Source organism: Streptomyces sp. NPDC041200 (genome assembly GCF_055591805.1).
This window is the reverse complement of record NZ_JBVIZF010000002.1, coordinates 90,949-108,658: the sequence shown is the minus strand read 5'-3', so window position 1 is coordinate 108,658 and position 17,710 is coordinate 90,949. Positions and strand designations below refer to the sequence as shown.

The 17,710-nt window shown below is 71.7% G+C and carries 14 protein-coding genes; 7 read left to right on the top strand and 7 right to left on the bottom strand.

Features of this window, described 5'->3' with window-relative positions; all coding sequences use genetic code 11:
• Positions 1-110: 110 nt before the first annotated feature.
• From ACZ6CL_RS05535 to ACZ6CL_RS05525, 3 genes are all read right to left on the bottom strand, one after another.
• Positions 111-881: a DUF4232 domain-containing protein gene (locus tag ACZ6CL_RS05535; protein ID WP_468931511.1), complete on the bottom strand. Its 771-nt coding sequence runs from the start codon at positions 879-881 to the stop codon at positions 111-113.
• A 134-nt stretch (positions 882-1,015) separates the two neighbouring features.
• Positions 1,016-2,998 carry an AfsR/SARP family transcriptional regulator gene (locus ACZ6CL_RS05530; RefSeq protein ID WP_468931509.1) on the bottom strand — a complete coding sequence of 661 codons (1,983 nt, stop codon included), beginning with the start codon at positions 2,996-2,998 and terminating at the stop codon, positions 1,016-1,018.
• Between the two features lies 1 nt (position 2,999).
• A complete protein-coding gene (locus ACZ6CL_RS05525; protein WP_468931507.1) occupies positions 3,000-4,292 on the bottom strand; it encodes a M18 family aminopeptidase in 1,293 nt (430 codons plus the stop codon).
• Positions 4,293-4,482: 190 nt separating this feature from the next.
• On the opposite strand from ACZ6CL_RS05525, the gene ACZ6CL_RS05520 reads away from it, so the two are divergent.
• Both ACZ6CL_RS05520 and ACZ6CL_RS05515 read left to right on the top strand, forming a co-directional pair.
• Entirely contained in the window at positions 4,483-5,232 is a 750-nt protein-coding gene (locus ACZ6CL_RS05520) for a TNT domain-containing protein (RefSeq protein ID WP_468931505.1), read from the top strand.
• A gap of 17 nt (positions 5,233-5,249) precedes the next feature.
• On the top strand, positions 5,250-5,615 hold the full coding sequence (locus ACZ6CL_RS05515) for a hypothetical protein (RefSeq protein ID WP_468931503.1): 366 nt from the start codon (positions 5,250-5,252) through the stop codon (positions 5,613-5,615).
• 96 nt (positions 5,616-5,711) lie between these two features.
• On the opposite strand, the gene ACZ6CL_RS05510 is transcribed toward ACZ6CL_RS05515, so the two are convergent.
• Positions 5,712-7,538 (bottom strand): acyl-CoA dehydrogenase, encoded by a 1,827-nt coding sequence (locus ACZ6CL_RS05510; protein WP_468931501.1) that lies wholly within the window; start codon positions 7,536-7,538, stop codon positions 5,712-5,714.
• Positions 7,539-7,698: 160 nt separating this feature from the next.
• Between ACZ6CL_RS05510 and ACZ6CL_RS05505 the strand changes: the two genes are divergently transcribed.
• Together ACZ6CL_RS05505 and ACZ6CL_RS05500 are read left to right on the top strand one after the other, a co-directional pair.
• Positions 7,699-8,196, top strand: coding sequence for an SseB family protein (locus ACZ6CL_RS05505; RefSeq protein WP_009716404.1), 498 nt, complete (start codon positions 7,699-7,701; stop codon positions 8,194-8,196).
• A gap of 146 nt (positions 8,197-8,342) precedes the next feature.
• Positions 8,343-9,296: a pirin family protein gene (locus ACZ6CL_RS05500; RefSeq protein WP_468931498.1), complete on the top strand. Its 954-nt coding sequence runs from the start codon at positions 8,343-8,345 to the stop codon at positions 9,294-9,296.
• Between the two features lie 26 nt (positions 9,297-9,322).
• Here the strand turns inward: ACZ6CL_RS05500 and ACZ6CL_RS05495 are convergent, their stop codons facing one another.
• Positions 9,323-11,437: an ATP-binding SpoIIE family protein phosphatase gene (locus ACZ6CL_RS05495; protein WP_468931495.1), complete on the bottom strand. Its 2,115-nt coding sequence runs from the start codon at positions 11,435-11,437 to the stop codon at positions 9,323-9,325.
• A 118-nt stretch (positions 11,438-11,555) separates the two neighbouring features.
• On the opposite strand from ACZ6CL_RS05495, the gene aspS reads away from it, so the two are divergent.
• The 3 genes from aspS (at position 11,556) to ACZ6CL_RS05480 (ending at position 15,311) form a co-directional block, all read left to right on the top strand.
• Entirely contained in the window at positions 11,556-13,394 is a 1,839-nt protein-coding gene (aspS, locus tag ACZ6CL_RS05490; protein ID WP_468933266.1) for an aspartate--tRNA ligase, read from the top strand.
• Positions 13,395-13,451: 57 nt separating this feature from the next.
• The gene (locus tag ACZ6CL_RS05485; protein WP_468931493.1) at positions 13,452-14,291 is read left to right on the top strand and encodes a L,D-transpeptidase family protein; all 840 of its coding nucleotides are present in this window, start codon (positions 13,452-13,454) and stop codon (positions 14,289-14,291) included.
• A gap of 84 nt (positions 14,292-14,375) precedes the next feature.
• Positions 14,376-15,311 (top strand): intradiol ring-cleavage dioxygenase, encoded by a 936-nt coding sequence (locus ACZ6CL_RS05480; RefSeq protein WP_468931491.1) that lies wholly within the window; start codon positions 14,376-14,378, stop codon positions 15,309-15,311.
• A gap of 63 nt (positions 15,312-15,374) precedes the next feature.
• On the opposite strand, the gene ACZ6CL_RS05475 is transcribed toward ACZ6CL_RS05480, so the two are convergent.
• Both ACZ6CL_RS05475 and metG read right to left on the bottom strand, forming a co-directional pair.
• On the bottom strand, positions 15,375-15,764 hold the full coding sequence (locus ACZ6CL_RS05475; RefSeq protein WP_468931488.1) for a DNA-binding response regulator: 390 nt from the start codon (positions 15,762-15,764) through the stop codon (positions 15,375-15,377).
• 87 nt (positions 15,765-15,851) lie between these two features.
• Positions 15,852-17,606 carry a methionine--tRNA ligase gene (gene metG / locus ACZ6CL_RS05470; protein WP_468931486.1) on the bottom strand — a complete coding sequence of 585 codons (1,755 nt, stop codon included), beginning with the start codon at positions 17,604-17,606 and terminating at the stop codon, positions 15,852-15,854.
• Positions 17,607-17,710: the final 104 nt, after the last annotated feature.

Below are 17,710 nucleotides of genomic sequence, written 5' to 3'. Positions count from 1 at the left end.
CGGGACAGCGGACGGACAGCGGACGGCCCCCGCCGGGGCGGGGGCCGTCGGGGACACGTAGCCGGGGGGAGTCGGCTACGGGTCCGGTCTGGGGAAATCGTGGGGTGCCGTTACCAGGTGAGCGCGTCGGAGGCGGTGTTCTGCCAGTAGGTCACCTGGGCGGTGTTGTCGAGGTACACCGAGCCGCCGGGCAGGTCCAGGGTCGTCTCGGCATCCAGGCCCTCCAGGGACACCCCGAGCTTGGACACGTCGGTGCCGCCCGCGTCCGGGTCGTCACCGCGGGAGGTGGTGATGCCCGCGTAGGCGGACTCGCCGGGCGCCAGCCTGATGACGGACTGCGGCGTGGTCTCCCCGGCGGCCGGGGTGGCGGCCTGCGCGTCGTCGAAGCGGAGGATCGGGAAGCTGGGGACCTCGCAGTCCACTCCGGCCCGGTTGGTGAACTTCAGCAGCAGGTGGTTGATGGGACGCTTGACGGAGTCGACGGTCACCATGGCCTTGTTGACGTCGCAGGTGCCGACTTCCTGCTCGGCGTCCGTCCCGGAGCCGCCCCCGTTCTGCTTGGCCGCGCCGCCGTTCTGCTTCGAGACGCCCCCGGCCTGTCCGGCGGCGTCCTTCGTGCCGCCGGTGCCGCCGCTCTCCGAACCGCCGGTGCCGCCACCGTTCCCGCCGCCGGTGCCGCTCTCGCCCCGCGCGCCGGCGTCGGCGCCGCCCTGGTCCGCCGGGGCGGCGGCCGTGGAGTCGGCCTTGCCCGAGCTCTTGGCCCCCGTGCCGTCGTTGTCACCGCAGGCGGTGAGGGTCAGGCCCGCTGCGACGACCGTGAGACCGGCGGCGACGGAGCGGATGGCGCGGGCGTGGCGGGCGAGGAAGGTGGCGTGCGACATGGTGGGTTCCCCCCGGGGGTGAGGTTCGGCTGCTGTCCCGTGCTTTCCGGTACGACAATCAGCTTGTCCGGGGCCGCTGGCGTTCGGCTGCCGTGTGGCTGCCGAACGCTAACGCCTCACTAACGCCCCGCTGTTCAGGCTGGACCGGCCCCCTCGCCCGCGCCCTCGCCCGCGCCCTCGCCGGGCCTCCCGGCGCCGCGACCGCCATCGCCCTGGGCGAAGAGTTTCACCAGGTCACTCATGACGTAGCGGTTGGTGGCCTCCTCGTCTAGGAGATGCATCTCGGCAAGCCGTTCCAGGGAGTCCTGGATCAGGTCGGGGTCCGCCCCGGACAGCGCGGCCGCCTCCGCGGTGTTGACCTCCCGGGCGAAACCGGCGCCCAGGACCCGCAGCAGCTGGGCGTCGTCCGCGGAGAGCCGGGCCACCGAGCTGCGCAGCGCGGCCGCCACCCCGGCGTCCTCCGCCGACAGCAGGGCCAGCCGCCGCCGCTCGTCGCGCAGCGCCGTGGCCAGCCGGGCCAGCCGCCACCGCGGCCGGGCCACCAGCTGGGCGGAGGCGGCGCGCAGCGCGAGCGGCAGCCCGTCGCACAGCGTCACCAGCTCCTGTGCGGCCGCCGGGTCCTCGGCGACCCGGTCGGGGCCGAGCAGCGCGCCGATCAGGGCCACCCCGTCCTCGGGGCCGAGCGCGTGCAGCCGCACCGGCCGGGCGGCGTCGGTGGCGATCAGCCCGTCCAACCGGGAGCGGCTGGTGATCAGCGTGGCGCAGTGCTGCCCGCCGGGCAGCAGCGGCCGCACCTGGGCCGAGCTGCTCGCGTTGTCCAGCACCACCAGCAGCCGCCGCTGGGCCACCAGCGAGCGGTAGAGCGCCCCGGCGGCCTGCTCCGAGGGCGGTATCTGGTCGGCCGGGGTGCCCATGGCGAGCAGGAACTCGCGCAGCACGGCGGCCGGTTCCGCCTCCTCCCCGCCGCTGAAGCCGCGCAGATCGGCGAAGAGCCGCCCGTCGGGGAAGGCGGTGGCGTACGCGTGGCCCCAGTGCACGGCCAGGCCCGTCTTGCCGACGCCCGCGGGCCCGGTGACCAGGGTGATGCCGCCCTCGGCGGGGAGCCCGGCGGGAGCGCCGCCGTACGGGTGGTCCTGCCCGGTACCGGGCAGGACCAGCCGGGTCAGCTCGGCCAGCTCCGCGTCCCGGCCCAGGAACCCGGCGGGAGGCCGGGGCAGCAGCTCCGGCGCGGGGCCGGAGGCCGCCGCGGGTGCGGCGGGTGTGGCGGGTGCGGCCGGGGCCTCACCGCCGACGCGCGGGTCACGCGGAGCGTGCGCCTCCCGGGGGTCACGGGGGGCCCGCGGCTCGGGCGGCGGCTCCGCCACGGGCGTCGCCCGCAGGATCTCCTGGTACGCGGCGTTCAGCCGCTCCCCCGGGTCGACCCCCAGGTCGTCGGCGAGCATCTCGCGGGTGCGGTGGAACCAGGCGATCGCGTCGGACTGCCGCCCGGTGCGGTAGAGGACCAGCATCAGGTCCGCGATCAGCCCCTCGCGCAGCGGATTGCCGAGCGCCGCCGGGTGCAGCGCGCCCGCCGCCTTCTCGTACTCGCCGAGCGCCCCGTGCGCCCGCGCGAGGGCCTCCACGGCGGTCAGCCGCCGCTCCTCCAGGGCGTGCGCGGCCGCCGCGAACGGCGGGCTGGCCACCGTCCCGGTGAGCGCCGGGCCGCGCCACAGCCCGAGCGCCTGCCGCAGCATCGGCACGGCCTCGGCCGGGGCCGACTCGGGGTCGGCCCGGGCCACCAGGTCATCGAAGCGCACGGTGTCCACCAATGAGGCGGGCAGCCGGAGCAGATAGGCGGAAGCGTGGGTGGTCAGTTCGACACCGTGTTCCCCGGCGCCGCCCTCGGCGAGCGCCGCGCGCAGCCGGGAGACATGGCCCTGGATGACGGTACGGGCGTGGGCGGGCGGCTCGTCTTCCCACAGACCGGCCACCAACTGCTCGACCGAGACGGTCGAGTTGGGACGCAGAAGCAGCATCGCGAGCACGCTGCGGCGCTTGGCCGGTCCCAGCGGAAGCTCGACGGGGGCCGCCGCGGGGCCTGTGGTGACGGTCACCGGGCCCAGCAGGGAAAAGTCCAACTCAGCCCTCCAGAAAGGCGGTGAGTGCCTTGGCCAGCAGCCGCGGGTCCTGTGCGCCGCACAGTTCGCGCGCGGAGTGCATGGACAGGATCGCGACGCCGATGTCGACGGTGGTGATGCCGTGCCGGGCGGCGGTGATCGGGCCGATCGTGGTCCCGCACGGCATCGCGTTGTGCGAGACGAAGCTCTGCCAGGGCACGCCCGCGCGCTCGCAGGCGCCGACGAAGACGGCCCGCCCGGAGCCGTCGGTGGCGTACCGCTGGTTGACGTTGACCTTGAGGATGGGTCCTCCGTTGGGCCGCGGGTGGTGTCCCGGCTCGTGGCGTTCGGCGTAGTTGGGGTGGACGGCGTGGCCGGTGTCGGAGGACAGGCAGACGGTGCCCGCGAAGGCCCGGGCCCGGTCCTCGTAACCGCCGCCGCGCGCGTAGACGGACCGTTCCAGCACATTGCCGAGCAGCGGGCCGTCGGCGCCGGTGTCGGACTGGCTGCCGTTCTCCTCGTGGTCGAAGGCGGCGAGCACCGGGATGTACGGCAGCTCCGGGCGGGCCGCGACAGCGGTGAGCGCGGCCGTCCCGGCGTGCACGGACAGCAGGTTGTCCATCCGGGGCCCGGCGACCAGCTCGCGGTCCCGGCCGAGGTAGGCGGGCGGCTCGACGCTGTGGACCATCAGGTCCCAGCCCGTCACGTCCTCGGCCGCCACCCCGGTCTCCTCGGCGACGAACCGGATGAGGTCGCCCTCCTCGGCGCTGCCCAGCCCCCACACGGGTGTCATATGGCGCTGCTTGTCGAGCTTGAGGCCGTCGACGTTGACGGAACGGTCGAGATGCACGGCGAGCTGCGGCACGCGCAGCAAGGGTCTGTCCACGGTGACGAGATGGCTGGAGCCGTCCCGCAGGGTGATCCGCCCGGAGAGCCCGAGGTCGCGGTCGAGCCAGGTGTTGAGGAGGGCGCCGCCGTAGATCTCGACGGCGATCTGCCGCCAGCCGTGGCCCCCGGTGTCGGGGATCGGCTTGACGCGCAGATTGGGAGAGTCGGTGTGAGCACCCACAATCCGGTACGGAGTGGATGGGCCCGCGTCCTCCGGCACGTACCAGGCGACGATCGCGCCGCCCCGCAGCACATACCGCCCGCCCGCCGCGCCGTCCCAGGCCGCCGTCTCCTCGACCTGCCGGAACCCCGCCTTCTCCAGGCGCTCTGCCGTGTTCGCCACCGCGTGGTACGGCGAGGGGCTGGCGCGGAGGAAGGACATCAGGTCATCCGTATGGCCGCGGTCGATGCCGGGGTGTGCGCTCATGACATCAGCATAGATTCGGGACCGCCTTGCCTGCCGTGGTGCCGTGTTCGGGGGCGGGATCGCGCGGGGGCCCATCCGTGGGATCCCGTTGATCCAATCTGATGAAAGCACGTCAGACCGGCGGTATAAAAGTCGCGTATCGGCCGATAGTCCCCTTAACCGCTCACCAACGCACTCAAGAGGACAGCGGATGCGCGTTCTTCGACACCTCCTCGTCATCCTGGGGTCGCTGCTGCTGCTCTGCGGCGCGGGCCCGGCCGTGGCGCACACCGCCGGGATCGTCCCCGCCGGACAGCTGCCCGCCCCGGCCCCGGCGCCCACGCCCGCACCCGACGCCGCCGGGGCGGAGAACGGGGCCGACACCGGTGCCAAGGGCCACCCGCCCTGTCCGGCGACGGACCGCACCGGGGGGACCAACTCCGCGCCCACTCAGCCCTTCCAGCGCTACTACAAGGGCGACTGGCGGCTCGGCCCCGCCGAACTGCCGCGCAAGGGTGCGATCGGGAAGATGCTGAAGGGCTACGAGCGGCTGGACGGCCTGTCCGCCTCCGGATTCCTCGCGTGTTACTGGAACGAGCAGACCGGCGGCTGGTGGTATCCGTACCCGGACGGCTGGGTGCTGCTGAACGGCGTACCGCTCAAGACCACCATCACGCTGAAGGTGGGTCAGAAGGTCGATCTCTTCGGCAGCGGCTTCGGCCACTTCCTCGCCCCGGCGGGCACCCCGTACGCGGAGCGGGCGCTGCCGCCGAGCAACCTGAACACCTATGACCCCGCGTACCCGTACGGCTATCACCTCTACGAGGTCACCAAGCCGTTCCTGGTGGACGCCGGGCCCATCAGGCCCTGGTTCGGCCAGCCGGGTTACGGGCTGCAATACCTGACGGGACCGTCGATTCCTCAGCTGGTTGCCGCCGGTAACCTGCGGCCGCTGAACTGACCGCGCATCCTGGTGCCGTGGACAGAACGGAACTCGTCCGGGTGCTGCGCGCCGAGCAGGTCCCGGACGCTTTGTACGACATTCCCGGTGTGCGGGACATCGACGTCCAGCCGGACGCCTACTACTTCCTGCGGCCCGCGCCGGACGGCGGCTGGGTGACCGGGCTGTGGGAGCGCTCGGTGGACAAGGACATGAGCCGCTTCGCCTCCGAGGACGAGGCGTGCCGGGACCTGCTGGCCAAGCTGCGGGCCCGGCCGCGTCCGCCCGGAGCCGGTCAGGAGACGGTCGAGGAACTGCTGGCGCAGAACGAGGAGCTGCGGCGCCAGGCGCGTGAGGAGGTGGAGCGGGCCCTGCGGGAGCATCCGCCCGACGAGGAGGCCTGACGGGTCTGACGAGGAGGCCCGGACAGGCGGGAGCCGGCCGCCCCCCGGTGAAGGAGAGGGGCGACCGGCTCCCGGGTCGGTGGAACGAGCGGCCTCCTAGAAGGACGCCTCGTCCAGGTCCATCAGCTCCTTGGTGACGGACTCGGCCAGCGCGCGCTGCACCGAGACGCCCGGCAGCACCTCGTGGGCGAAGAACTTCGCCGCCGCGATCTTGCCCTGGTAGAACGCCACGTCCTTGGTGGCGGCCCCGCCCAGCTTCTCGGTGGCGACGGCCGCGCCCCGCAGGAGGAGGTAGCCGAGCACCACGTCACCGGAGGCGAGCAGCAGCCGGGTGGCGTTGAGGCCGACCTTGTAGATCGAGCTGACGTCCTGCTCGGTGGCCGAGAGGTCGGTGAGCATGGCGCCCACGATGCCCTCCAGGTCGACCGCGGCCTGGGCGAGCCGGTCGCGGGCCGGAGCCAGCTCCTCGCCGCCCGCGGCCTCCGCCAGGAACTTCTTGATCTCCTCGGAGAGGACGGTCAGCGCCTGGCCCTGGTCCCGGACGATCTTGCGGAAGAAGAAGTCCTGGCCCTGGATGGCGGTGGTGCCCTCGTAGAGGGTGTCGATCTTGGCGTCCCGGATGTACTGCTCCAGCGGGTACTCCTGGAGGTAGCCGGAGCCGCCGATGGTCTGCAGGGACTGCGCCAGCTGCTCGTACGCCTTCTCCGAGCCGTAGCCCTTGACGATCGGCAGCAGCAGGTCGTTGAGGCGGGATTCGGCCGAGGCGTCCTCGCCCGCGGCCTCCTTGACCATGATCTCGTCCTGCACGGAGGCGGTGTAGAGGGTGAGCGAGCGCAGGCCCTCCGCGTACGCCTTCTGCGTCATGAGCGAGCGGCGCACGTCCGGGTGGTGGGTGATGGTGACGCGCGGGGCGGTCTTGTCGGTGAAGGCCGCCAGGTCCGGGCCCTGGACGCGCTCCTTGGCGTACTCCAGCGCGTTGAGGTAGCCGGTGGAGAGGGTGGCCATGGCCTTCGTGCCGACCATCATCCGGGCGAACTCGATGATCTTGAACATCTGGCGGATGCCGTCGTGCTTCTCGCCCAGCAGCCAGCCCTTGGCCGGGCGGTCGGCGCCGAAGGTCAGCTCGCAGGTGTTGGAGACGCGCAGACCCATCTTGTGCTCGACGTTGGTCGCGTAGACGCCGTTGCGCTCGCCCAGCTCGCCGCTGTCCCAGTCGAAGTCGTACTTGGGGACGATGAACAGGGACAGCCCCTTGGTGCCGGGTCCCGCGCCCTCGGGGCGGGCCAGCACGAAGTGGATGATGTTGTCGGAGACGTCGTGCTCACCGGAGGTGATGAACCGCTTCACCCCGTCGATGTGCCAGGTGCCGTCCTCCTGCTGGACGGCCTTGGCGCGGCCCGCGCCCACGTCCGAGCCCGCGTCGGGCTCGGTCAGCACCATGGTGGAGCCCCACTGCCTGTCCACCATCAGCTGCGCGATCTTCAGCTGCTCCTCGGTGCCCTCGTCGTGCAGCACCCCGGCGAAGGCCGGCCCGGAGGCGTACATCCAGATCGGGGTGTTGGCGCCGAGGATCGTCTCGGCCGAGGCCCACAGCAGGGAGCGCGGGCAGGAGGTGCCGCCGAGGGCCTCCGGGACCCCGAGCCGCCACCACTCGGCGTCCATGTACGCCTGGTAGCTCTTCTTGAACGACTCGGGCAGCGGCGCCGTGTTCGTCTTCGGGTCGAAGACCGGCGGGTTGCGGTCCGAGTCGGCGTAGGAGGCGGCCAGCTCGTTCTCGGAGAGCCGGGATATCTCGGCGAGCACGCTCTTGGCGGTCTCGACGTCCATCTCCGCGAACGGGCCGGTGCCGTACAGCTTGTCGCGGCCGAGCACCTCGAAGAGGTTGAACTCGATGTCGCGGAGATTCGACTTGTAGTGCCCCATGGCGACGGCTCCGTAAGGACTCGGGAGAGGCAGGGACCTCTTCGTGGCGCGGTATCGATCAGCAGTCCGGTGCAGTCAATCCGGTGTCGCCATGATGCTACCCGTGGGTAATAAAGGGCAACCCTCAAGCGGCCAACTGTGACTCAGTACGCTTCAGTCCATGTACGGCTACGACCAGAACGCGAGCGCAGGGCAGGGTTACGCCGCCCCGCCACCTCCGCCGCAACAGCAGCCGCATGCGTCACACCACTCACAGCCGGGCCCCGGCTACGGTGGGCAGCCGCTGTACCCCGAGCCCTCGCCGCCGTCCCTCGCGGACGCGGTGCGCGCCTTCACCACGGGCTCCATGGCGGCAGAGGACTTCCAGCAGATCTTCGCGGCCTCCAAGGTGTACTGCCCGCGCGGTGACAACCCCGGTTTCCTCGCGCTGCACAACACCCAGCAGCCGGTGATCCCGATGTTCACCTCGCTCAAGGAGCTGCGGCGGTACGCGGGCAAGGAGTCCAAGTACTTCGTGATCACCGGTGCCGAGGTGATCGACCTGCTGCCGACCGGCTACGGCTTCGTCCTCGACATGGAGGGTGAGCACCGCATGGTCTTCGACGCCAAGGCGGTGGAGCAGATGGTCGACTTCGCGATGCGGCGCATGTATGGCTAGGCGCCATCGCTTCGCACCCGGCTGACCTGCACGGCTCCGGGGCGCACGGCACGCCCCTCGTGTCCCGCTAGAGCCGGAATAGGGCCCCTCTTGCGAGTCGTTCACCCTTCAATTAAGTTGAATGATGAACGACCGAGGAGGCCGTCATGCCCGCAGTGACCGTAGACAACCCCCTGAACCTGCCCCGGGTCGTGGCGCCCGTCGGCGCCCGCCCCCGCCCGGCGCTCGGTGTCACCACCGCGCCCAGTGGCTTCGAGGGCGAGGGATTCCCGGTGCGGCGCGCCTTCGCCGGGATCGACTACCAGCACCTCGACCCGTTCATCATGATGGATCAGATGGGCGAGGTGGAGTACGCGCCGGGCGAGCCCAAGGGCACCCCCTGGCACCCCCACCGCGGCTTCGAGACCGTGACGTACCTCATCGACGGCACCTTCGTGCACCAGGACTCGCAGGGTGGCGGCGGCACGATCAACGACGGTGACACCCAGTGGATGACCGCGGGCTCCGGGCTGCTCCACATCGAGGCCCCGCCGGAGCTCCTGGTCATGTCCGGCGGTCTCTTCCACGGGCTCCAGCTGTGGGTGAACCTGCCGAGCAAGGACAAGATGATGCCGCCGCGCTACCAGGACATCCGTGGCGCCAAGGTCAAGCTGCTCGCCTCCGCCGACGGCGGCGCGCTGCTGCGGGTGATCGCGGGCGACATCGACGGGCACCAGGGGCCGGGCATCACCCACACCCCGATCACCATGCTGCACGTCTCGCTGAACCCCGGCGCCGAGCTGACCCTGCCCTGGCGCCCGGACTTCAACGCGCTCGCCTACGGCCTCGCCGGACGCGGCACCGCGGGCGCGGAGCAGCGGCCCTTCCGCACCGGGCAGACGGTGGTCTTCGGCGCCGGTGACACGCTGACGATACGGGCGGACGCGGCCCAGGAGTCGCGCAGCCCCAACTTCGAGGTGGTGCTGCTCGGCGGGCAGCCGATCCGCGAGCCGATGATGCACTACGGCCCGTTCGTGATGAACACCCACGCCGAACTGGCCCAGGCCTTCGACGACTTCCGCGCCGGAAAGCTCGGGACGATACCCGCCGACGCCGAGTAGCCGTGACGGCCCGCGCCCAGGCGCGGCTACGCCTCCGGCGCGCGCTCGTGGAGTTCGTACCAGATGCACTTGCCGTCGCCGCGCGGGTCGACGCCCCAGGCGTCGGCCAGCATCTCCATCAGCATCAGCCCCCGCCCCGACGACGCGAGTTCGCCGGGGCGGCGGCGGTGCGGCAGCTCGTCGCTGCCGTCCGCGACGTCGAGCCGCAGCCGCCGCGACCCGCGCCGCCCGCTGACCTCGGCGACCAGCAGGGCGTCCCCGTCGGTGTGCACCAGGACGTTGGTGACCATCTCGGAGAGCAGCAGCACCGCCGACTCGACCTGGTCCGGGTCCGCCCAGTCGTGCAGCATGTCGCGCAGCTGCCTGCGGGCGCCCGCTATCCGCTCCGGCTCGGCCTGCGCGAGCGTGATCGCGGTACGCCGCACCGGCGCCGAACCCGCCCCGACGAGGCACACCTCCGCGTCCCGGCGGATCAGCAGCAGCGCTATGTCGTCCTCGCGGCGGTCGGCGAGCGGGCCGGTGGTGTGGTGCGAGGGCGGCCCGTGCACGGCCTGCACCAGGGCCTCGGCGAGCGCTTCCATGTCGTGCGGGCCGTCGGTCGCGGTGGCCGGGTGCTCGAAGACCGACCGGATGCGGTCCCAGCCGGTCTCCAGGTCGTGGCCGCCGGTCTCGATCAGCCCGTCGGTGCACATCAGCAGCGTCTCGCCGGGCTCCAGCACCACCCGGGTGGTCGGGTAGTCGCCCTCCGGGTCGACGCCCAGCGGCAGCCCGCCCGCGGTGGGGCGGATCATCATCGTGCCGTCGCCCAGCCGGACCGCCGGGTCCGGGTGGCCCGCGCGGGCGATGTCCAGGGTGCCCGCGACCGGATCCACCTCCATATAGAGGCAGGTCGCGAACCGGGGATCGTGTTCCCCGTCCCCGCCGGGGTCGGCGAGCCCGCACAGGAAGCGGGAGGCGCGGGCGAGCACCGCGTCCGGGTGGTGGCCCTCGGAGGCGTACGCCCGCACCGCGATCCGCAGCTGCCCCATGATTCCGGCGGCCCGGACGTCATGCCCCTGGACGTCGCCGATCACCAGGGCGGTGCGCCCCGAGGGCAGCGCGATCACGTCGTACCAGTCGCCGCCGACCTGGAGTCCGCCGCCGGTCGGTACGTAGCGCGCGGCCACCGTGAGCCCCGGGATGTCGGGCTTGGCGGCGGGCAGCATCGAGCGCTGCAGGCCGTCCGACAGCTCGCGCTCGGTCTCCTGGAGGGCCGCCCGGGACAGCGCCTGGGCCAGCATCCGGGCGATCGTGGTGAGCACCGAGCGCTCGTCGGGCGAGAAGGCGACCGGGTGGGCGAATCCGGCCATCCACGCGCCGATGGTGCGGCCCGCGACGATCAGCGGCAGAAAGGCCCAGGAGCGGCGCTTGAGGGGCCGCATCCGGTGCCAGGCGGCCGGGAACCGGCCCCGGTACTCCTCCGGAGAGGGCAGGTAGACGGCCCGGCCGGTACGGGCCACCTCGGCCGCCGGGTGGTCGGTGGCCACCGGCATGTCGGCGGACGGGTGCTCGGTGTCCAGCCGGTGCCCGTGGTGGCCGATGAGCGAGATCCGGTCACCCTTGACGCCGAAGACGGCGAGTCCGTCCGGCGAGAAACCGGGCATGGACAGCCCGGCGGCCACCCGCAGCACCTCGGCGGTGGACATCGCCTCGGCCAGCGCCCGGCCCGCGTCCAGCAGGAACGCCTCGCGGTTGCGCCGCCAGTCGCCGGTGACCGGGGTGCCGCCCGCGCTGGTGCCGGGCAGCGGCTCGGGGACCTCCTGGAGCGTGCCGAGCATCAGTTGGCCGTCCTGGCTGTCGGGGTGGGCGACCGGGCGGGACCGGGTGCGCACGGTCCGCAGCACCTTGCCCTTCTCGTCCACGATGCGCATCCGCGCCTCGGCGAGGGTGCCCTCGGCCGCCGCCAGCATCACGATGGACTGCATCTCCAGCCAGTCCGCCGGGTGGAAGCACGCCCGGGCGGTGGCTTCCGGGAGCGTGACCGCCTCGGCGGGCAGGCCCGTCAGACGGGCCGCCTCGGCGTCGTAGGAGACGGCGCCCGAGACGCTGTCCCACCGCCACAGTCCGGTCGCTATGGCGGCCAGCAGGTCCTCGGTGCGCATTGCGCTACCTTATGGGGATTTTCCGCGCGCTTACCAGTGAGGGTCACGGCGCCGGTAGGCTTGGCCGGAAGCTTGACGAGGGTACGCAATACTCACGACCAGACGACTTGGATGAATGATGCATCGGTACCGGTCCCACAACTGTGGCCAGCTCCGCGCCGCTGACGTCGACGCCGACGTACGGCTCTCCGGCTGGCTGCACAATCGACGGAACCTGGGCGGCATCCTCTTCATCGATCTGCGTGACCACTACGGCCTGGTGCAGCTCGTCGTCCGGCCCGACACCGCCGCCAACGAGAAGCTCAGCTCGATCTCCAAGGAGAGCGTCGTCCGCGTCGACGGCCGGGTGATCGCCCGCGGCGTCGACAACGTCAACCCCGAGCTGCCCACCGGCGAGATCGAGGTCGAGGTCACCGACGTCGAGGTGCTCGGCGCGGCCGACCCGCTGCCCTTCACCGTCTACCCCGAGGACGGGGTGGGCGAGGAGCGGCGTCTCGAGCACCGCTTCCTGGACCTGCGCCGGGAGCGGATGCACCGCAACATCATGCTGCGCTCCGCCGTGATCTCCGCGATCCGGCAGAAGATGACCGCGCAGGGCTTCAACGAGATGGCGACCCCGATCCTGTCCGCCACCTCCCCCGAGGGCGCGCGCGACTTCCTGGTCCCGTCCCGGCTGCACGCGGGCCGCTTCTACGCGCTGCCGCAGGCCCCGCAGCAGTTCAAGCAGCTGCTGATGATCGCGGGCTTCGACCGCTACTTCCAGATCGCGCCCTGCTTCCGCGACGAGGACGCCCGCGCCGACCGCTCGCCGGGCGAGTTCTACCAGCTCGACGTCGAGATGAGCTTCGTCGAGCAGGAGGACGTCTTCGAGGTCATCGAGAAGGTGATGACCGAGCTGTTCGAGGAGTTCGGAGGTGGCCGCCACGTCACCTCGCCGTTCCCGCGGATCCCGTTCCGCGAGGCGATGCTGAAGTACGGCTCCGACAAGCCGGACCTGCGGGCCAAGCTGGAACTGGTCGACGTCAGCCAGGTCTTCGCGGGCTCCGGCTTCAAGGCGTTCGCCGACAAGCACGTGCGCGCGCTGGCCGTGCCGGACACCGCCGAGCTGCCCCGTAAGTTCTTCGACCAGCTCGGCGAGTTCGCGGTGGAGCAGGGCGCCAAGGGCCTTGCCTGGGTCCGGATCGGCGAGGACTCCAAGCTCACCGGGCCGATCGCCAAGTTCCTCACCGACGAGGACGTCGAGAAGCTGATCGCCGAGGTCGAGGGCAAGCCCGGCACGTCGGTCTTCTTCGGCGCGGGCGACTTCGACGAGGTCTCCAAGATCATGGGCGCCGTGCGGGTCGAGGCCGCCAAGCGGACCGGCCACTTCGAGGAGAACGTCTTCCGCTTCTGCTGGATCGTGGACTTCCCCATGTTCGAGCGGAACGAGGACACCGGCGAGATCGAGTTCTCCCACAACCCGTTCTCCATGCCGCAGGGCGGTCTGGACGCGCTGGAGAACCGGGACCCGCTGGACATCCTGGCGTGGCAGTACGACATCGTCTGCAACGGCACCGAGCTGTCGTCCGGCGCCATCCGGAACCACGAGCCGGACGTGATGTTCAAGGCCTTCGAGATCGCCGGTTACTCCCGCGAGGACGTCGAGCGGGAATTCGGCGGCATGCTGCGCGCGTTCCACTTCGGGGCGCCGCCGCACGGCGGCATCGCCCCCGGTGTCGACCGCATCGTCATGCTGCTCGCCGACGAGCCGAACATCCGCGAGACCATCGCGTTCCCGCTCAACGGCAACGCCCAGGACCTGCTGATGGGCGCGCCCAGCGAGGTGGAGGACGCCCGGCTGCGGGAGCTGCACCTGTCGGTGCGCAAGCCGCAGATCAAGCAGGCCGAGAAGGCCGCCGAGAAGTCTGAGAAGGGCGAGAAGGCTGAGAAGCCGGTTGAGGGGAAAGACGCCGAGTAACGGCGCGGACGTGAGGGGAGATCCGTGCCCGGTGTGTATCCAGGGGCGGAGGACACAGTGAGGGTACGGATTCCGGCCGTGGTCACGGCGCTGCTCATCGCGGCGCTCGCGGGCTGCGGGGGGCCCGGGGACGGGTCCAAGAAGCACGCCACGAACACCAGGGGCACCGCGGACGCCAAGGGCTCCGCGGGCCGCTCCGGCGCGGCGGGCGCGCCCTCGGGCACCCAGAGCCCGGCCGGGCGGCCCGCTCCCGCCGAGCGGGCGGGCGACCTGCCCGGGCTCGGGCCGCGCACCCGCGCCGAGGTGCCCCGCGACGCCGAGCAGGTGGTGGTGGTCACCGGCAATGGCCGGGACGCGACCCGTTCCTCCGTCGTGCTCTACGAGCGTTCCGCGGCGGCCGGGAAGACCGGCGACCGGGAGGGCGACGCCGGAGGCGGCCCCGCCTGGCGGGCCGGGCCCTCCTGGAAGGCGCACAACGCCGCCCGCGGCTGGACCGATCACCACCGGCAGGGCGACCTCCGCTCCCCGGTCGGTGTCTTCCGCCTGTCCGACGCGGGCGGGAAGCTGCCCGATCCGGGCACCCGGCTCACGTACGACCACGCCGTCCAGGGCTTCACCATCAGCGGCACCGGCGCCGAGGGCGAGCCGCTGGCCGGGGCCTTCGACTACGTCGTGGCGATCAACTACAACCGCACGGCCGGGACCTCGCCGCGCGACTGGACCAGACCGATGGGCGCGGACCGGGGCGGCGGCATCTGGTTCCACGTCGACCACAACGGGCCCACCCAGGGCTGCATCAGCCTCTCCAGGGCGCACATGCGGACGCTGCTGCGCACCCTCGACCCCGACCGCCACCCGGTCGTGGTGATGGGTCCGGCCGACTCGCTGGCCCGCTGACTTTGGCTCGTTGACGCCGTTCCCACAGGCATTCACAGCAGGCTCCCATGCTGTTGCCAGGTTGCGGCTCTAGCGTCCCCTGCCATGACCGAACCCCAGAGCAACACCCCCGCGAACGGGCGGGACATGACGAGGCGCCGGGTGGTCGTGGCGGGCGGCGCCGCGGTCGCGGCAGCCGGTTTGGGCACCGTCGCCGCCACCGCCGCATCGGCCTCCGCCGACGGCTCCACCTCCGGTGCCTCCCCTTCGGCGTCGGCCTCCTCCTCGTCCCAGGAGGTCTGCTACCGGCTCACCTCGGAGACCACCGAGGGCCCGTACTACATCGACGCCGACAAGATCAGAAAGAACATCACGGAGGGCAAGGAGGGCATCCCGATGACCCTCCGGCTCAAGCTCATCGACTCCGACACCTGTAAACCGCTCGCGAAAGCGGCCGTCGACATCTGGCACTGCGACGCGCTCGGGCTCTACTCCGGCTACGAGGACTCCAGCAGCGGCGGAGGCACCCCGCCCACCGGCACCCCGCCCACCGGCACTCCGCCCACCGGTACGCCCACGGGCACGCCGACCGGAGGCCCGCCCGGTGGCGGTGGCGGCCACCAGGACCCGACCGACGACAAGCGGTATCTGCGTGGCACCCAGCTCACCGACCGGCACGGCTTCGTCGAGTTCACCACCGTCTTCCCCGGCTGGTACCGGGGCCGGTGCGTGCACATCCACACCAAGGTGCACGTGGGCGGCAAGATGACCGACTCCGGCTACGAGGGCGGCCACGCCTGCCACACCGGACAGCTCTTCTTCGCCGAGGAGGCCGTGCTCGACTCGGCCGAGGTGGCGCCGTACAGCACCAGCACCACGCCGCGCACCACCCTCGACGAAGACGGCATCTACCCGGGCAACGGGACCGAGGGCGGCCTGCTGAAGCTCCAGTACCACAAGGGGAAGATCGCCAAGGGAGTCGTCGGCTCGCTCACCCTCGGGGTCGACCCCGACGCGACGAACGACGGCACCGGCATGTGACGGCGGCCCCCGGGGGGCTCGTGGGGGCTCTCCGGGGGTTCCGCGCTCCGGTCGGCATGGTGATCAGCGCGGGAAGAGGTCGGTCAGCCGCCGGTCCACGCCGCAGGGCTCGCCCCGCTGCGCGCGGGCGGCCCGCCGCACGGCGCGCAGCAGCCGCCTGGGCGTGGTCCGGTGCTGCCACAGCACGGCCCGTACGCCGTACTCCATCACCGTCAGCAGCTCCGCCTCGCGCAGCTCGCCCGCGACCAGGACCACCCGCTGCCGCCCGCCCCGCACCAGGTGGCGCAGCTCGGCCCCGGCGCGGACGTCGAGGCGTTCGGCGAGCATGACGGCCACCGCGCCGGTCTGGTGCGTCAGCTCGACGCCCGGCTGCTGATCCAGATGGCGGACGACCCCGGCCCGCGCGAGCGGATCGGGGCCGTGGACCGACACCGTGACACATGGGTCCGGCACTGGGTTCCTCGACTTCCCTGTGGAGGTTTCCTCCACAGGGTCATCGCGCGGGCTAAACGTACGGTTGCCGAACGATCGACGCCGCCGCTACTTGGCCTTGGGCTCGGTGGGCTCCTGGGCCGCCACCGGCTCGTCCGTACCGCCGAAGCGCTCCCGGTAGGACTCCAGGTCCTCCTCGGTGATCTTCGCGAAGAGCACCGGCGGCACCGTGAAGGGCGTGCCCGCCGGGACCGAGGACAGCGCCCTGGCCTCCTCCTGGCCGACCCACCGCGCGGTGTCCCCCTCCAGCGCGAACGCCGACCGCATGGCCGCCGCCGACGCCGGGATGAAGGGCTCCGAGACGATCGCGTAGAGGTGGATCAGGTTCATCGCCGTGCGGAGCGTGAGCGCCGCGGCCTCCTGGTCGGCCTTGATCTCCAGCCAGGGGGCCTTCTCCTCCAGGTAGGAGTTGCCCGCGCTCCACAGGGCGCGCAGCGCGGCCGCCGCCTTGCGGAACTGGAGCGCGTCCATGTGCTCCTCGTACTCCGCGAGCAGGCGCGCGATCTCCTCGCCGAGGCGCTCCTCGGCCTCCCCCGCGGCCTTACCCGCGGGGACCTCGTCGCCGAACCGCTTGCGGGAGAACGACAGCACCCGGTTGACGAAGTTGCCGAGGGTGTCCGCCAGGTCCTTGTTGACCGTGGCGGTGAAGTGCTCCCAGGTGAACGACGTGTCGTCGGACTCCGGCGCGTTCGCCATCAGGAAGTAGCGCCAGTAGTCGGCGGGCAGCACCTCCAGCGCGGCGTCCGTGAAGACCCCGCGCTTCTGCGACGTGGAGAACTTGCCGCCGTAGTACGTCAGCCAGTTGAAGGCCTTGACGACGTCGACCTTCTTCCAGACGTCCCGGGTGCCGAGCAGGGTGGCCGGGAACATCACCGTGTGGAACGGGACGTTGTCCTTCGCCATGAACTCGGTGTAGCGGACGGTCGTGTCCACGTCGTACCACCACGACTTCCAGTCGCGCTGCGACGGGTCCTTGTCCGCCCACTCCTTGGTCGCGCCGATGTACTCGATCGGGGCGTCGAACCACACGTAGAAGACCTTGCCCTCGGCCGCCAGCTCCGGCCACGTGTCCGCCGGGACCGGAACACCCCAGTCCAGGTCGCGGGTGATCGCGCGGTCCTGGAGCCCCTCCGTCAGCCACTTGCGGGCGATCGACGAGGCGAGCGTCGGCCAGTCCTTCCCGCGCTCCTCGACCCAGGCGCCGACCTCCTCGGCCAGCTTCGACTGGAGCAGGAACAGGTGCTTGGTCTCCCGGATCTCCAGATCGCTGCTGCCGCTGATCGCGGAGCGGGCGTCGATCAGGTCCGTCGGGTCCAGCACCCGGGTGCAGTTCTCGCACTGGTCGCCGCGGGCCCGGTCGTAACCGCAGTGCGGGCAGGTGCCCTCGATGTAGCGGTCGGGGAGGAAGCGGCCGTCGGCGATCGAGTACACCTGACGGATCGAACGCTCCTCGATGAAGCCGTTCGCCTTCAGCTCGCGCGCGATCCGCTGGGTGATCTCGACGTTCTGCGGGGAGGAGCTGCGGCCGAAGTAGTCGAAGGCCAGGCCGAAGCCGTCGTAGATCGCCTTCTGCGCGTCGTGCTGCTGCGCGCAGAACACGTCCACCGGCAGCCCGGCCTCCTTGGCGGCCAGCTCGGCCGGGGTGCCGTGCTCGTCGGTGGCGCAGACGTACAGCACCTCGTGGCCGCGCTGGCGCATATAGCGGGCATAGACGTCGGCCGGGAGCATGGACCCCACCATGTTGCCCAGGTGCTTGATCCCGTTGATGTAGGGAAGGGCGCTGGTGATGAGGTGTCGAGCCATTGCAGGCTGCTCCCAAGTCGGTACGGTGGGTGACTTTTGGCCTGCCGTGCGGGCGGCAGGAGCCGCCCATATCGTATCTGAGCAGTGAGGGCCACCCGCGCGGT

Coding starts and splice junctions, on each gene's coding strand:
- ACZ6CL_RS05535 (WP_468931511.1), bottom strand. CDS start 881: ATGTCGCACGCCACCTTCCTCGCCCGCCACGCCCGCGCCATCCGCTCC.
- ACZ6CL_RS05525 (WP_468931507.1), bottom strand. CDS start 4,292: ATGAGCGCACACCCCGGCATCGACCGCGGCCATACGGATGACCTGATG.
- ACZ6CL_RS05520 (WP_468931505.1), top strand. CDS start 4,483: ATGCGCGTTCTTCGACACCTCCTCGTCATCCTGGGGTCGCTGCTGCTG.
- ACZ6CL_RS05510 (WP_468931501.1), bottom strand. CDS start 7,538: ATGGGGCACTACAAGTCGAATCTCCGCGACATCGAGTTCAACCTCTTC.
- ACZ6CL_RS05505 (WP_009716404.1), top strand. CDS start 7,699: ATGTACGGCTACGACCAGAACGCGAGCGCAGGGCAGGGTTACGCCGCC.
- ACZ6CL_RS05500 (WP_468931498.1), top strand. CDS start 8,343: ATGCCCGCAGTGACCGTAGACAACCCCCTGAACCTGCCCCGGGTCGTG.
- ACZ6CL_RS05495 (WP_468931495.1), bottom strand. CDS start 11,437: ATGCGCACCGAGGACCTGCTGGCCGCCATAGCGACCGGACTGTGGCGG.
- aspS (WP_468933266.1), top strand. CDS start 11,556: ATGCATCGGTACCGGTCCCACAACTGTGGCCAGCTCCGCGCCGCTGAC.
- ACZ6CL_RS05480 (WP_468931491.1), top strand. CDS start 14,376: ATGACCGAACCCCAGAGCAACACCCCCGCGAACGGGCGGGACATGACG.
- metG (WP_468931486.1), bottom strand. CDS start 17,606: ATGGCTCGACACCTCATCACCAGCGCCCTTCCCTACATCAACGGGATC.